This is a genomic window from Terrihabitans rhizophilus (assembly GCF_033898525.1).
GTDB classification, from domain to species: Bacteria; Pseudomonadota; Alphaproteobacteria; order Rhizobiales; family Methylopilaceae; genus Flaviflagellibacter; species Flaviflagellibacter rhizophilus.
The window spans coordinates 138,137-153,246 of sequence record NZ_JAXAFJ010000006.1; the positions used below are offsets into that span (position 1 = coordinate 138,137).

The 15,110-nt window shown below is 64.8% G+C and carries 10 protein-coding genes; 5 read left to right on the forward strand and 5 right to left on the reverse strand.

What is annotated here, in order from left to right; all coding sequences use genetic code 11:
* The first annotated feature begins 10 nt into the window (after window positions 1–10).
* On the forward strand, window positions 11–2,263 hold the full coding sequence (parC, locus tag SCD90_RS11310) for a DNA topoisomerase IV subunit A (RefSeq protein ID WP_319844785.1): 2,253 nt from the start codon (window positions 11–13) through the stop codon (window positions 2,261–2,263).
* On the opposite strand, the gene SCD90_RS11315 is transcribed toward parC, so the two are convergent.
* On the reverse strand, window positions 2,260–3,219 hold the full coding sequence (locus tag SCD90_RS11315; RefSeq protein WP_319844786.1) for an alpha/beta hydrolase: 960 nt from the start codon (window positions 3,217–3,219) through the stop codon (window positions 2,260–2,262). The genes parC and SCD90_RS11315 overlap by 4 nt on opposite strands.
* 145 nt (window positions 3,220–3,364) lie before the next feature.
* On the opposite strand from SCD90_RS11315, the gene SCD90_RS11320 reads away from it, so the two are divergent.
* Entirely contained in the window at window positions 3,365–3,838 is a 474-nt protein-coding gene (locus SCD90_RS11320; RefSeq protein WP_319844787.1) for an Hsp20 family protein, read from the forward strand.
* Between the two features lie 189 nt (window positions 3,839–4,027).
* Window positions 4,028–4,369, forward strand: coding sequence for a hypothetical protein (locus tag SCD90_RS11325; RefSeq protein ID WP_319844788.1), 342 nt, complete (start codon window positions 4,028–4,030; stop codon window positions 4,367–4,369).
* A 194-nt stretch (window positions 4,370–4,563) separates the two neighbouring features.
* Here SCD90_RS11325 and SCD90_RS11330 read toward each other — a convergent pair whose 3' ends face one another.
* Window positions 4,564–4,863 carry a hypothetical protein gene (locus tag SCD90_RS11330; RefSeq protein WP_319844789.1) on the reverse strand — a complete coding sequence of 100 codons (300 nt, stop codon included), beginning with the start codon at window positions 4,861–4,863 and terminating at the stop codon, window positions 4,564–4,566.
* Window positions 4,864–5,192: 329 nt separating this feature from the next.
* On the opposite strand from SCD90_RS11330, the gene gltB reads away from it, so the two are divergent.
* Window positions 5,193–9,893 (forward strand): glutamate synthase large subunit, encoded by a 4,701-nt coding sequence (gene gltB / locus SCD90_RS11335; protein WP_319844790.1) that lies wholly within the window; start codon window positions 5,193–5,195, stop codon window positions 9,891–9,893.
* 2 nt (window positions 9,894–9,895) lie between these two features.
* On the forward strand, window positions 9,896–11,317 hold the full coding sequence (locus SCD90_RS11340) for a glutamate synthase subunit beta (protein ID WP_319844791.1): 1,422 nt from the start codon (window positions 9,896–9,898) through the stop codon (window positions 11,315–11,317).
* Window positions 11,318–11,380: 63 nt separating this feature from the next.
* Here the strand turns inward: SCD90_RS11340 and SCD90_RS11345 are convergent, their stop codons facing one another.
* The 3 genes from SCD90_RS11345 to galE form a co-directional block, all read right to left on the reverse strand.
* Window positions 11,381–12,655 carry an SGNH/GDSL hydrolase family protein gene (locus SCD90_RS11345; RefSeq protein WP_319844792.1) on the reverse strand — a complete coding sequence of 425 codons (1,275 nt, stop codon included), beginning with the start codon at window positions 12,653–12,655 and terminating at the stop codon, window positions 11,381–11,383.
* A 93-nt stretch (window positions 12,656–12,748) separates the two neighbouring features.
* Complete coding sequence (locus tag SCD90_RS11350; RefSeq protein ID WP_319844862.1) at window positions 12,749–13,906, reverse strand: lytic murein transglycosylase; 1,158 nt, start codon at window positions 13,904–13,906, stop codon at window positions 12,749–12,751.
* A gap of 170 nt (window positions 13,907–14,076) precedes the next feature.
* The gene (gene galE, locus SCD90_RS11355) at window positions 14,077–15,066 is read right to left on the reverse strand and encodes a UDP-glucose 4-epimerase GalE (RefSeq protein ID WP_319844793.1); all 990 of its coding nucleotides are present in this window, start codon (window positions 15,064–15,066) and stop codon (window positions 14,077–14,079) included.
* Between the last annotated feature and the right edge of the window lie 44 nt (window positions 15,067–15,110).

Genomic DNA, 15,110 nt, shown 5'->3' on the forward strand with positions numbered 1-15,110 from the left:
GCCCAAGGCCATGGGCGAGAAGGTTACGCCGCCATCAGGCGGAGACGGCATCGAGGCGATCGATCTACGGTCGGCGCTTGAAGAGCGCTATCTTGCCTATGCGCTGTCCACGATCACCCAGCGAGCCCTGCCAGATGCGCGCGACGGGCTGAAGCCGGTCCACCGCCGGCTGCTCTACGCCATGCGGCTGCTGCGGCTGGATCCGGGGCAGGCGTTCAAGAAGTCGGCCCGCGTGGTCGGCGACGTCATCGGCAAATACCACCCGCACGGCGACCAGTCGGTCTACGACGCGCTGGTGCGCCTTGCGCAGGACTTCTCCCAGCGTTGGCCACTGGTCGAGGGGCAGGGGAATTTCGGCAATGTGGACGGCGATAACGCCGCCGCCATGCGCTACACCGAGGCGCGGCTGACGGAGGTTGCACGCCTCCTGCTGGACGGGCTGGACGAAGACGCCGTCGATTTTCGCGAGACCTATGACGGCTCCGAAGAGGAGCCTCTCGTGCTGCCCGGCGCGTTTCCGAACCTGCTGGCAAACGGTTCTCAGGGCATCGCGGTCGGCATGGCGACGTCGATCCCGCCGCACAACGCGTCTGAACTGCTCGATGCGGCCATCCTCCTCATCGACAATCCGGCCGCCGGCACGAACGAGATACTGCACCTTGTTCCGGGCCCGGATTTCCCGACGGGCGGCGTGATCGTGGAGCAGGCCTCCTCCATCGCCGACGCCTACCGCACCGGCCGCGGCGGCTTCCGCGTGCGCGCCCGCTGGCACAAGGAAGACACCGGGCGCGGCACCTGGGTGATCATCGTCACCGAGATTCCCTACCTCGTTCCGAAGAGCCGGCTCATCGAGCAACTGGCGTCCATGGTGATCGACCGCAAGGTGCCGATCCTCGCCGACATCCGCGACGAGAGCGCCGACGACATCCGCATCGTGCTGGAGCCGCGTGCCCGCACGGTCGATCCCGAGATCCTGATGGAGAGCCTGTTCAAGCTCACCGATCTGGAGTTCCGCATCAGCCTAAACATGAACGTGCTGGTGCAGGGGCGGGTGCCCCAGGTGCTAGGCCTTGCGCCCGTTCTGCGCGAATGGCTGGCGCATCGCCGCGACGTGGTGGTGCGCCGCGCCCGCTTCCGGCTCGCGGCCATCGATCGCCGGCTGGAGGTGCTGGGCGGGCTGCTCATTGCCTTCCTCAACCTCGACGAGGTGATCCGCATCGTCCGCGAGGAGGATGACCCCAAGGCCGAACTCATCCGCCGCTTCGAACTTACCGAGGTTCAGGCCGAGGCGATCCTCAATATCCGCCTGCGCGCGCTCGCGAAGCTGGAAGAAATCGCCATTCGCAAGGAGCATGACGGGCTATCCGCCGAGAAGGCCTCGGTCGAGGCGCTGCTCGCCTCCGATGTGCGGCAGTGGAACAAGGTGAAGAAGGAGATCGCCGAGGTTCGCAAGAGCTTTGGTCCCGAGACGGCGCTGGGCAAGCGTCGCTCAAGCTTCGCCGAGGCTCCGGACAAGCCAATGGCGGCGATCACCGAAGCCTTCATCGAGCGCGAGCCGGTCACCGTCATCGTCTCGCGCATGGGCTGGGTGCGCACGCTGAAGGGCCATGTGGCGGATTTCTCGACGCTGTCCTTCAAGGCGGATGACAGCCTGCTCGTTGCGCTGCCGACCGAGACGACCGCCAAGATCCTGGTACTGGCCACCAACGGCAAGGTCTTCACGCTGGATGCCTCGCGGCTGCCCGGCGGGCGCGGGCAGGGCGATCCCATCCGTCACCATGTCGACCTTGAGGAAAGTGCCGATATCGCGTTGGCCTGGGCTCATGTGCCGGGAGCCCGCCGCCTGTTGGTGGCCGATGACGGGCGCGGCTTCAGCGTGCGCGAAGACGACCTCATCGCCTCCACGCGCAAGGGCCGCAACGTGCTGAATCTCGATGCCGCCGTGAAGGTGCGCCTTGCGCCCGTGGTGGACGGCGACATGGTGGCCATTGTCGGCGAGAACCGGAAGCTCCTCGTCTTTCCGCTGGTGCAGGTGCCGGAGCTGTCGCGCGGCCGGGGCGTGCGCATGCAGAAGTACAAGGATGGCGGCGTGGCCGATGTCCGCACCTTCGACAACGCCAAGGGCCTGACCTGGCTCGACACGTCCGGCCGCACCTGGACACTGGCCGGCGAGGAATTGCGCGACTGGATCGGCAACCGTGCCGATGCCGGAAGGCTCGCCCCGAAGGGCTTCCCGCGGACCAATCGCTTCAAGCCGTCTTAGTCCGGAAAGGTCGGCGTCCCCGGGACGAAGGCCTCGAAGGCTGCGAAGAACGCGTTGCGCACCGCGTTCCGCTCCATCATCAATTCATGCCGCGCGCTGGGCAACGTCACCACCTTGGCGGTCCGCATCTGCGAGGCCAGCAGGGTCATGGCGCGATTCGAGACCACGCGTTCATCGCCCGCCGCGACGAAGAGGGTCGGCGTGCGGATCTGCGCCACCCTTTCAGGATCCCCGAACGTGGCCATGGCACGGCCCGCAGCATTCAGCCAGCCGAGCGTCGGGGCCCCCAATACGAGATGGGGCGCCGCATGCTCCAGCGTCTGCACGCGGGTGAAACGCTTGTGGTCCCCCGTCAGCACATTGTTCTCGAAGCGCCCGGAGTAGGACGAGCGCGCTGAACCGCCGGGCACGTAGAGTTGCCCCAGCCCCGTCAGCCCGGACAGGGCGGCGAGGCGCTGCACCAGCGGCCCGCCAGCCAATCCCGGGAGGCCGATCATGGGTGCGCTCAGCACCACGCGTTCCCACCAGGTGGTGCGCCGGCGCGCGGCTTCGAGGATCAGCGCGCCTCCCATGGAATGCGCCAGCGCGAAGTAGGGAGGGCGGCAGTCTGGCCGCACAAAATCCTCCATGAACACGTCGATATCGCGCTGGAAGGTGTCGAAGCTCTTGATGTGCCCGCGACGCGAACCTTTCGCCTTCGAACCACCCTGACCGCGCCAGTCCATGGAGGCCACGTCGAAGCCACGGGCGGTCAGGTCGCAGATGGTTTCGAAGTACTTCTCGATGAACTCGCCCCGTCCGGCGAACAGGCACACCGTGCCCTTGAACGCTGCATCACGGGCCGCAGGGAAGCGCGCCGCGCGCAGCACCAGCCCATCCGGGGCCTTCAGCGGCACGAGAACACCACCGTCAGGAAGGGGATTATCGGGATGGGCGAAGAGGGGCGGGGGTGTCATGAAATGTGGACTGGGGGCTCTTGAACGCGAAAATCGTGCTTACCACATCGGTGATGCACAGGCCCGAACGGGGTGTGCAACACCAAAATGGCCCGGCCGCAATGGCGGGTCAGACACGGCATCGCTTTTAGAAGGATGTGACAACATGCGTACGTTCGACCCCACCCCCCTGTATCGTTCCACCGTCGGCTTCGACCGTCTGTTCTCGCTGCTCGACCAGTTCGGCACCGCCGAGGCGCAGGCCGCGCCGGGCTATCCGCCCTACAACATCGAGCGCCTTGGCGAGAACGAGTACCGCATCTCCGTGGCTGTCGCCGGCTTCGGCGAGTCCGACCTCAACATCGAGGTCAAGGAGAACGCGCTGACGGTCACCGGCAACAAGAAGGCCGAGGAGAGCCGTGGCGAAGTGCTCCATCAGGGCATAGCCTCGCGCGCCTTCGAGCGCCGCTTCCAGCTCGCGGACTATGTGCAGGTGAAGGGCGCCAGCCTTGAAAACGGGCTGCTCCACATCGAGCTCGTCCGGGAAGTGCCGGAGGCCAAGAAGCCCCGCACCATCCAGATCGGCAGCGGCCAGGCCGAAGCGGGCCGTCCGCAGGTCATCGAGAACAAGGCTGCCTGATCCATCAGGATGTGACGGCTACAGGGCGCCCCGGAAAACCGGGGCGCTTTTTTGTTGCACGCGCCGCCGAGGCGATCTGCGACCTTGACCCGGCGTGTACACCCTCTTACCTCGACCCTGCGGGCTTCGGGCCCACGCGCGCGGCTCCCGGCCGTGCCAAAGGTTTCAGGTCACCCGGAAGGAAACAGAATGAACGCTGCCGCTCATCACAAGCCGCTCACCGATTTTCTGGAGAAGGCGACGGACCTCATCAATGCCGGCCAGTACCGCCAGGCCTCGGAGGCTTTCCTGGTGTTCGAGAAGGAGCACCCGACCTCCGACTATCACGTGCTGGAAGCCATTCCCTTCCGCATCCAGAACCATCTGACGGCGAAGGGCGGCACCGCCACGGCGTTCACCAAGCTCTCGCTGCGCCACAACACCTGGACCACCGAAGTGGTCGAGGCGTTCCGCAACCCGGCCAAGTTCGAAGAATACGTGCACGGCCTCGAAGCCAAGGTGAAGGAACTGGCCGGCAACAAGGCCGCCTGATCCCGCTTTCTATTGCGTAAGAACAAGGCCCCCGGCGCCATCAGGCCCGGGGGCTTTTCATGTCCTATCAGCTAGCGAAGGCCTCATCCTGAGCTTGTCGAAGGATGGTGGAGGCATTCCTGAGCAACCTGAACATCCTTCGACAAGCTCAGGATGAGGCAGCAAGGATGCCGAGGTCGCCTGGGTTTAGCCGCTCAGCCGCAGCGCGGATAATCAACCCGCTCGAAGGTCTGGAAACCGATCCCGTGCTTGTGCACGCAGCAGAACTCACTCGCGAGTGCCGCAACGCGGTTGGCCTTCTGCGCCCGCGTTCCCTCGAGAGCAGTATCGAGCCAGTCATCAGGCACGGTAAGCACCATGCCGGGCTTCAAAAGCGTCAAAATGCGCGTGAGGTCCTGACTGTCCAAGATCGGCTCGCCCCTCAGGTTCGTGTTGTCGCCGCGTTTGGCGGCCACCTGCTCATTAGCAAATCTCGCAGCTAAACGATCGGGCAATTGCAGATTCCCGGGTGTAGTGCGCGCATGGCCGGCTTGAGAGCAGGATTGCCCGCAGCGCACACAACATGGAAGACCTAGAACCCCTCCAAAACCCGCTTGTGTTCCAAATCTGTTTCGCGTAGTTTCCGGCCGCTGAATAGGACAGCGGTGCTGTCCGTTTGTGTCCAGGTGGAACCGTTCTATCCTCTCGGCCTGCTTTGCGGGACCGGGCGGAGCGGTGTCGCCTGGATGTGCCTGTCGGAGCGGCCGCAAAACCGCGACGGGCGAGGGGTTCAAGGTGTGGGCGGGGCCGGGGCGCCACCGGCCGCTTTTGCGAGGTGAAGGCCATGACCAGGATTTATCCTGACGAAAGCACGCTGCCGTGGGGCTCGCTGAGCACCCATGCGCGCGATCCGCATCTGCCCGTGCGCGATGGCCTCTATGATCCGGCGAACGAGCATGACAGCTGCGGCGTCGGCTTCATCGCGCATATGAAGAATGTGCCCTCCCACGACATCGTGGAGAAGGGGCTGAAGATCCTCGCCAATCTGGAGCATCGCGGCGCCGTGGGCGCGGATGAGCGCGCCGGGGACGGCGTCGGCATCCTCGTGCAGATCCCGCACAAGTTCTTCTGCGCCGAGGCCGAACGGCTGGGCTTTTCGCTGCCTGAGCCGCAAATGTACGCTGTTGGACATGTGTTCATGCCGCGCGATGCGGAAGGGCAGCGAATCATTCGTGAAACATTCGCTGAGGTGATCGCGGACGAGGGGCAGGTGCTGCTCGGCTGGCGCGACGTGCCGACCGACAATTCCACGCTCGGCTATTCCGTGCTGCCGACAGAGCCGCACCACGCCCAGGTGTTCATCGGCCGCGGCGCCGGCGTGACGGACGAGGACGATTTCGAGCGCAAGCTCTACATCCTGCGCAAGCACGTCTCGAACACGATCTACCGGGCGGCAAACCCGTGCACGCGCGGCTATTATGTGCCGTCGCTGTCGTGCCGCACGCTTGTCTACAAGGGCATGTTCCTGTCCGACCAGGTGGGCGTTTACTATCCCGATCTGCGGCACCCGGATTTCGAGAGCGCGCTGGCGCTGGTTCACCAGCGTTTCTCCACCAACACGTTCCCGTCCTGGCAGCTGTCTCATCCCTACCGGATGGTGGCGCACAACGGCGAGATCAACACGCTGCGCGGCAACGTCAACTGGATGGCAGCGCGTCAGGCTTCCGTGTCCTCGCCGCTGTTCGGCGACGACATCGAGAAGCTGTGGCCCATCTCCTACGAGGGCCAGTCCGACACCGCGTGCTTCGACAACGCGCTCGAATTCCTGGTGCAGGGCGGCTACAGCCTCGCCCATGCGGCCATGATGCTGATCCCCGAGGCGTGGGCCGGCCATCCGCACATGGAAGAGGACCGCCGCGCCTTCTACGAATACCACGCCGCGCTGATGGAGCCGTGGGACGGCCCCGCCGCCATGGCCTTCACGGACGGCCGGCAGATAGGCGCCACGCTCGACCGTAACGGCCTGCGCCCGGCGCGCTATTTCGTGACCTCCGACGACATCGTCGTGATGGCGTCCGAGATGGGCGTGATCGAGGAGCCGGAAGAGAAGATCATCACCAAGTGGCGCCTGCAGCCGGGCAAGATGCTGCTGATCGATCTGCAGGAAGGCCGCATCGTCTCCGACGAGGAGGTGAAGACGCAGCTTTCGGCCGAGCATCCCTACAAGGATTGGCTGGCGCGCACTCAGATCCAGCTCGAAGACCTCGACACGGTTTCCGACGTGCCGGACTGGACCAGCAGTGTGCCGCTGCTCGATCGCCAGCAGGCGTTCGGCTATACGCAGGAAGACCTCACGCTGCTGATGGCGCCGATGGCGGTGACGGGGCAGGAGGCTGTCGGCTCCATGGGCACGGACACGCCCATCTCGCCGCTTTCGCTGAAGTCGAAGCCGCTCTTCACCTATTTCAAGCAGCTGTTCGCACAGGTGACGAACCCGCCCATCGACCCGATCCGCGAAGAGCTGGTCATGTCGCTGGTGTCGTTCATCGGCCCGCGCCCGAACATCCTCGACCATGAGGGCACGGCCAACAAGAAGCGGCTGGAGGTTCGCCAGCCGATCTTGACCAATGCCGATCTGGAGAAGATCCGCCACATCGCGGATATCGAGCCCAGCTTCTCGACCTGCACGCTCGACATCACCTATCCGGTGGAAGCCGGTGCCGAGGGCATGGAAGCCGCTGTCGAGGCCCTGTGCGTTCAGGCCGAGACGGCGGTGGCCGAGGGCCGAAACATCATCATCCTGTCGGACCGCATGGTGGGCGCGGACCGGATCCCGATCCCGGCGCTGCTGGCGACGGCGGCCGTGCATCACGACCTGATCCGCAAGGGCCTGCGCACTTCCGTGGGCCTCGTGGTGGAAAGCGGCGAGCCGCGCGAGGTGCATCATTTCGCGTGCCTGGCCGGCTATGGCGCCGAGGCGATCAACCCGTATCTGGCGTTCGAGACCATCCTGGAGATGCATCGCTCGGGTGATTTCCCCGTCGAGGTTTCGGAATATGAGGCGGTGTCCCGCTTCACCAAGTCCGTCGGCAAGGGGCTTCTGAAGGTTGCCTCCAAGCTCGGCATCTCGACCTATCAGAGCTATTGCGGCGCGCAGATCTTCGATGCCGTTGGTCTGAAGAGTGAATTCGTGGAGCGCTACTTCCGCGGCACCGCAACCAGCATTGAGGGAATCGGGCTGGCCGAAGTGGCCGAGGAAAGCGTGCGCCGCCACGCCGACGCGTTCAGCAATGTGCAGGTTCTGCGCAATGCGCTGGAAGTCGGCGGCGAATACGCCCTGCGCATGCGCGGCGAGAACCACGCCTGGACCGCCAACACCGTGCGCGACCTGCAGCACGCGGTGCGCGGCAACAGCCAGGAGCGGTATCGCGAATACGCGCGGCAGATCAATGACTGCGTGGACGCGCCGTTGACCATCCGCTCCCTGTTCGGCTTCAACACCGCCGAGTCGGACGGCCGCACGCCGATCGCGCTTGAGGACGTGGAGAGCGCCGCCAGCATCGTGAAGCGCTTCGCCACCGGCGCGATGAGCTACGGCTCCATCAGCCGCGAGGCGCACACCACTCTGGCCATCGCCATGAACCGGATCGGCGGCAAGTCGAACACGGGCGAGGGCGGCGAGGAGACGGACCGTTTCACGCCGCTGCCGAACGGCGACAGCATGCGCTCGGCCATCAAGCAGGTGGCCTCTGGCCGCTTCGGCGTTACGGCGGAATATCTCGCCAATTCGGACATGATCCAGATCAAGATGGCGCAGGGCGCGAAGCCCGGCGAAGGCGGCCAGTTGCCCGGCCACAAGGTCGATGCGATCATCGCCAAGGTGCGCCATTCCACGCAGGGGGTGGGCCTGATCTCGCCGCCGCCGCACCACGACATCTACTCTATCGAGGATCTGGCGCAGCTCATCTACGACCTGAAGAACGTCAATCCGCGCGCGGATGTGTCGGTAAAGCTTGTGTCTGAGGTGGGCGTCGGCACGGTCGCGGCAGGCGTTGCCAAGGCGCGGGCCGACCATGTGACGATCTCGGGCTTCGAGGGCGGCACGGGCGCGAGCCCGCTGACCTCCATCAAGCACGCGGGTTCCCCCTGGGAAATCGGCCTTGCCGAGACGCACCAGACTCTGGTGAAGAACGAACTGCGCGGCCGCATCGCGGTGCAGGTCGATGGCGGTCTCAAGACGGGCCGCGACGTCGTCATCGGGGCATTCCTCGGCGCCGACGAGTTCGGCTTCTCGACCGCACCGCTCATTGCAGCAGGCTGCATCATGATGCGCAAGTGCCACCTGAACACCTGCCCGGTGGGCGTGGCGACGCAGGATCCCGTGCTGCGCAAGCGCTTCACCGGCCAGCCGGAGCACGTGGTCAACTACTTCTTCTACGTTGCAGAAGAGGTGCGCGAGATCATGGCCGAACTCGGCTACCGCCGGTTCGAGCACATGGTCGGCCAGATGCAGATGCTGGACCGCACGCGCGTGGTCGAGCACTGGAAGGCACGTGGCCTCGACTTCTCGCGGCTGTTCCAGAAGCCTGACGAGAGCAATGGCGCGGCGATCCGCCATGTCACGACGCAGAACCATCACCTCGAGAAGGTGCTGGACCGTACATTGATCGCCGAGGCCGAACCTGCGCTGGAGCGCGGTGAAGCGGTGGTGATCCCGACCGCGATCCACAACTACAATCGCTCGGCGGGCGCCATGCTCTCCGGCGAGGTGGCGAAGCGCTACGGCCATGCCGGCCTGCCGGATGACACCATCCATGTGAAGCTCAGCGGCACCGCCGGGCAGAGCTTCGCGGCCTGGCTCGCCCACGGCGTTACCTTCGAGCTCGAAGGCGTGGCCAACGACTATGTCGGCAAGGGACTTGCCGGTGGGAAGGTCATCGTGCGGCCGCCGCCGCATTCCGGCATCGTGCCGGAGAAGTCGATCATCGTCGGCAACACCGTGCTGTATGGCGCGATCGCGGGTGAGGTCTATTTCCGCGGCGTGGCCGGCGAGCGGTTCGCCGTGCGCAATTCGGGCGCCATCGCGGTGGTGGAAGGCACGGGCGACCATGGCTGCGAGTACATGACCGGCGGTATCGTCGTGGTTCTGGGGCAGACGGGGCGCAACTTCGCGGCCGGCATGTCGGGCGGCGTCGCCTATGTGCTGGACGAGGACGGCACGTTCAGCCAGCGCTGCAACATGTCCATGGTGGAATTCGAGGCCGTACCTGAAGAGGCCGAGCTTCTGGAGCGCGTGCATCATCAGGGACCGGATCTGCTCTTCGCGGGCCGCGTTGATCTGCTGAGCAATATGACGCGTCTGGACTCCGAGCGGCTGATGCAGCTCATCGCCAATCACGAGCGCTATACGGGCTCGGCGAAGGCGAGGGAGATCCTCGACAATTGGGCGACCTACCGGGGCAAGTTCATCAAGGTGATGCCTACGGAGTACCGCCGTGCACTGGCCGAGATGGAAAAGGCCAACCAGCTGGCGGCAGCGGAGTAATCATGGGCAAGATCACAGGCTTCCTGGAAATCGAACGCCAGGATCGCACCTACGCGCCGGTTGCCGAGCGCGTGCGCGACTACAAGGAATTCACGATCCCGCTCGCGGAGCCGGCCACGAAGGCCCAGGCTGCGCGCTGCATGGATTGCGGAATCCCGTACTGCCACAATGGCTGCCCGGTCCATAACCAGATTCCGGACTGGAACGACCTCGTCTATCACGGCGACTGGGAGGAGGCGGCCCGCAACCTGCACTCCACCAACAACTTCCCGGAGTTCACCGGCCGTATCTGTCCTGCGCCGTGCGAGCAGTCGTGCACGCTGAACCTCACCGACGAGCCGGTCACCATCAAGACCATCGAATGCGCCATCGCCGACAAGGCGTGGGAAAACGGATGGGCGGGTAGCCCGCTGCTGCGCGAGAAGACCGGTCGTCAGATCGCCGTCATCGGCTCGGGCCCGGCCGGCATGGCCGCCGCTCAGCAGCTGGCGCGCGCCGGGCACGACGTCGATGTATTTGAGAAGAACGCCCGCGCCGGTGGGCTGCTGCGCTACGGCATTCCAGACTTCAAGATGGAGAAGCACCTCATCGACCGCCGCGTGCGGCAGATGGAGGAGGAGGGTGTCACCTTCCACTACGGCGTGAACGTCGGCGTCGATGTTTCCGCAAAGCAGCTTTCGGAGGACTACGACGCGGTGATCCTCACCGGCGGTGCCGAAAAGCCGCGCGACCTTCCTGTCCCCGGCCGCGAGCTCCAGGGCATCCACTATGCCATGGACTTCCTGACGCAGCAGAACCGCCGCGTCTCAGGAGAGAACACGCCGCATGGCGATCCCATCCTTGCCACCGGCAAGCATGTGGTGGTTATCGGCGGCGGTGATACGGGCTCGGACTGCATCGGCACCTCCGTGCGTCAGGGCGCGCTTTCCGTGACGCAATTGGAGATCCTGCCGCTTCCGCCGACCCGCGAGAACAAGCTGATGACGTGGCCGGATTGGCCGCTGAAGCTGCGCACCTCGTCCAGCCATCAGGAGGGCGCCGAGCGGGAGTTCGCGGTTCTCACGCAAGGCGTGGCCGGCGAGAACGGAAAGGTCACGGCACTGAACTGCGTCCGTGTCGACGCCTCCTTCAAGCCCATCGCCGACACGGAATTCCAGATCCCGGCCGATCTTGTCTTCCTTGCCATGGGCTTCGTGTCCCCCATTCACGAAGGTCTGCTGAACGAGCTTGAGGTTAACCTCGATGCCCGCGGGAACGTCATCGCCAACACGCTGAGCTACGAGACCTCGGTGCCGAACGTCTTTGTCGCCGGTGATATGCGGCGCGGCCAGTCGCTGGTCGTGTGGGCAATCCGCGAGGGACGTCAGGCTGCGCATGCGGTGGACGCCTACCTCATGGGAGCGTCGGTGCTGCCGAGGATCTAGCCGCTGCGTGTGACCGTCGCGATCAAGAAAAAGGCCGGCTTCTGGAGCCGGCCTTTTTCTTGATCAAGGCACTGCAGCCCAGGAGAAGTCGTCGGCCCTGCCGGGGCGGGATGCCAGCGCCTCTCCGGTCTTCAAAGACCTGGCGGCGGGCTCATTGCTCACCATAGCCTGATCGGCGGCGGGATTAGCCGCGGGAACCAGCATGGCGCCCGGGCTGCGTCGGGCTTCCCCGAGAAGCAGGATACGGCTTGAACCCGGCTGTATGGGCACAGCCTGGATCTCCTTGGCCACGTCAGCGAGCGCTGCACCCTCTTCCTTCGGAAGGAGGTAGGGGCGGAGTTCGAGTTCGACATAGTGTGCGAGTTTGCTGGCACCGGCCTTGGTGAAGTGAACGCCGTCGGCGGTACGAAGCCGCACGACACGGCCTTCGATGTTCGGACCGTCCGCCGTGAAGCTGTCGGTCTGCTCATCCACGAAGCCTTCCCAGACGTCGATGAAGGTAGCGCCCATGGCGGTGACCCGCTGCTGCACCAGTTCGTTGACGAAGGCGTTGTCCGCACTGATGCGCGCGTCCTCCACTGGCGGCAGGCCCACCCAAAGCAGCGGTATGCCTTTCATGCGGAAGGCCATGGTGATGTCGTCCACGCGTGCGGCATAGACATCCGTCCACGCTGAGATGGCCTCGCTCGTGTCCGCCTTCGCGTTCTTCCTGTCGACCGGATCGTCCATCGGGCCCATGAACACCACGGCAGCCGATACGGGCGGCTGTCGGTTCAGAACCTCTTCGGCAATGGCCTTCCAGCTACGATCGGTCGGCTTCAGGAAGCCGACGCCCGGGCGGATTTCCCGTACGAGACCAACTTCCGGCTGCTCGCTCAATGTCTCGGAGAGGCCACCGGCGAGGTTCTCGGCCAGGGAATCGCCGAGAACCGCAACAAAGGTGGAGGCTTCAACCTTGCGCCGCGCCGGTGGTTGCTCGCGTGCGGCACCAGCCGCCGAACCGGAAGACGATGCTCTTGCGGCGGCACCTGTTGCCGCGCCTGCCCCCGCAGTAGCCTCGGGGCGGCTTGGGCGTTGCGGACGCGGTCGGGCAGGAGCGGGGGGCCGCGGCTGACCCTGCTCGGACCATTGTGGCGCAGGCATTCCCAGCCGCGGGAAAAGTCGGTCGAAGAAGGACGGCTGCCGTGTGCGCTGCTCGGGCGGTGGGGGCACGTAGCGGCGGGTCTCCTGGGGCGGCTGGCGTGTCCTCGGTCGAACGATCCTGGGCTCGGATTGCTGCTGATCGCTGTTGCGGGATCCGAAGAACTGGGCGTCAGCGGGCTCCACGGCGGCTACCATGGCGAGAGCAAATACGAGTAGTAGCCGCCGTGAAGACATCGAAAACCTCAAACGCGGACGCACCGAGTTGACGCGTCTGGTTCAGATAGGTGCCTAGTAGGCGGTGCGCAAACGCTCAAGCATGGCAAGGCTGCCGTTTCCACTCGCCGGCAGGCCCTTTGCCTCCTGAAAGGAGCGGATGGCGGACCTCGTCTGCGGACCGAACTTCCCGTCCGGCGTCCCGATCGGGTAGCCAAGACGGCCCAGCAGCGCCTGGATCTCCTTTCGTTCGGCCTGCGAGAGAAGCTGGTCCTCCGGCCAAGGCGTAGCGAAAGGCCCGCCGCCGCGGACGCGATCAGCAAGATGACCGACGGCCAGGGCGTAGTTGTCGGAGTTGTTGTAGCGCTTGATAACGCGGAAGTTCGGCAGCACCAGGAAGACCGGGCCAGAGGCGCCGCCCGGCATCAGGAGGCGGCCCACATCGCCGGCGCGCGGGAAGCCCTGGCCATTCGCGCGGCGCAGGCCCATCGCCTGCCACTGGCCCAAAGTCGCCGTGGCAGGCGCGGAGCGGCTGTTGAAGCCCTGCGGCAAGACCACCTCATAGCCCCACGCCTCGCCCGGCCTCCATCCGTGCACTTTCAGGTAGTTGGCGGTCGAGCCAAGTGCATCGGCAATGTTCGTCCAAATGTCGCGACGGCCATCACCGTCGAAGTCCACCGCATAGGCCTTGAAGCTCGAGGGCATGAACTGCGTGTGGCCCATGGCGCCTGCCCACGAACCGATCATGTGCTTCGGATCGGTGTGGCGCTGCGCAAGAATATCGAGGGCGTGGAGCAGCTCCTTGCGGAAATAGTCTGCGCGATAGCCCCCATAAGAGAGGGTAGCGAGCGCCTGAATGACGGAATGACCGCCGAGGAAGCCGCCATAATTGGTCTCGTTGCCCCACACCGAAAGCACCACATAGGGATCCACCCCGTAACGCCGCTCGATCTGCTTGAGCAGGGACGCGAGTTCGCCCGCCTTGAGGCGCCCTTTTTCGATCCGGAGATCAGAAGCGCGCTTCGTGATGTACTGCGCGGATGTGGAGGTGAATTCCGGCTGCTTGCGGGTCAGCGCGAGAACTTCAGGATCGGGTCGAACACCGTCGAAGGCTGCGTTGAAGACCGAACGGGGAACGCCACGCTTTTGCGCGTCCACCCAGAGACGGTCCACGAAAGCCTGAAAATTAGCTGATGCCGGTTCTGCCCACGAGAGGATGCCCACGAGCAGCATCAGCACGGCCAGGAGCTTCGATCTGGCCGCGCCGCGTCCAAACCTTTGAACAGTCCGAGCCGGAGGGCATCTCGTCATGGGGTGTCGCTCCCTTCGCATGGGCAGCTGGATTGCTGCCCAATGATCCTCCCAGACAACCCGAAGATGGTTTCCGTATGGTGAACAGGTGATTACCCGTGCACGCGGTTGTGAAGCCGACGTTCCCAATCCAGCGCGTTTTGCACGATCAGGTCGAGATTGTCGTGTTCCGGTCGCCACTTCAGGGTTCGGCGGATGCGATCGGCCTGAGCGACGATCTTCGCCGGATCGCCGGGCCGACGTGGTGACAGGTTGACCGTGAAGTCGACCCCCGAGACCCGCTTGACGGAGTCTAGAACCTCAAGAACGGAATACCCATTGCCGTATCCGCAGTTCAGCACCGCATTCTCGCCGCCGTTCTGAAGGTGGCGCAGTGCGCACATGTGTGCACCGATCAGATCCGTGACATGGATGTAGTCGCGAACGCAGGTACCGTCGCGGGTCTCGTAATCGGTGCCGAATACCTCGATGGCAGGCCTCTGCCCGAGGGCGGTCTGGACCGCGACCTTGATCAGGTGGGTTGCATTGGGCGTGGACTGACCCGACCGGCCGGCGGGGTCGGCGCCCGCAACGTTGAAGTAGCGCAGGACGACATAGTTCAGGTCATGCGCAGCGGCCGCGTCGCGCAGCATCCATTCCGACATGAGCTTGGATGCACCGTAAGGCGAAACCGGCATCGGCGTCTGATCTTCGCCCACGGGATTGCTGATGGGGTTCCCGTACACCGCTGCCGTCGATGAGAAGACGATCTTGCGAATGCCGGCGTGCACGGCGGCCTCGAACAGGGCGCGGCTCTTGCAGGTGTTCGCGAGGTAATAGTGCAGAGGGTCGGCCACGGAATCCGGCACGACGATGCGTGCCGCAAAGTGGATGATGGCTTCGATGCGGTGCTCTTCCAGCAGGCGCTCGACAAAGGGGCCATCCGAGATGTCTCCGCTCACGAAGGTGGCGTCCGGCGGCACCGCCCACCGGTATCCGGTCGAGAGATCGTCAAGAACGACAACGCGTTCGCCAGCCTCAAGCAGGGCCAGCACCATATGGCTGCCGATGTAGCCGGCTCCGCCGGTCACAAGTACGTTCATTAACGATTCTCCCCCCAGAATGGTCGGCACTTAGCTGATACGTG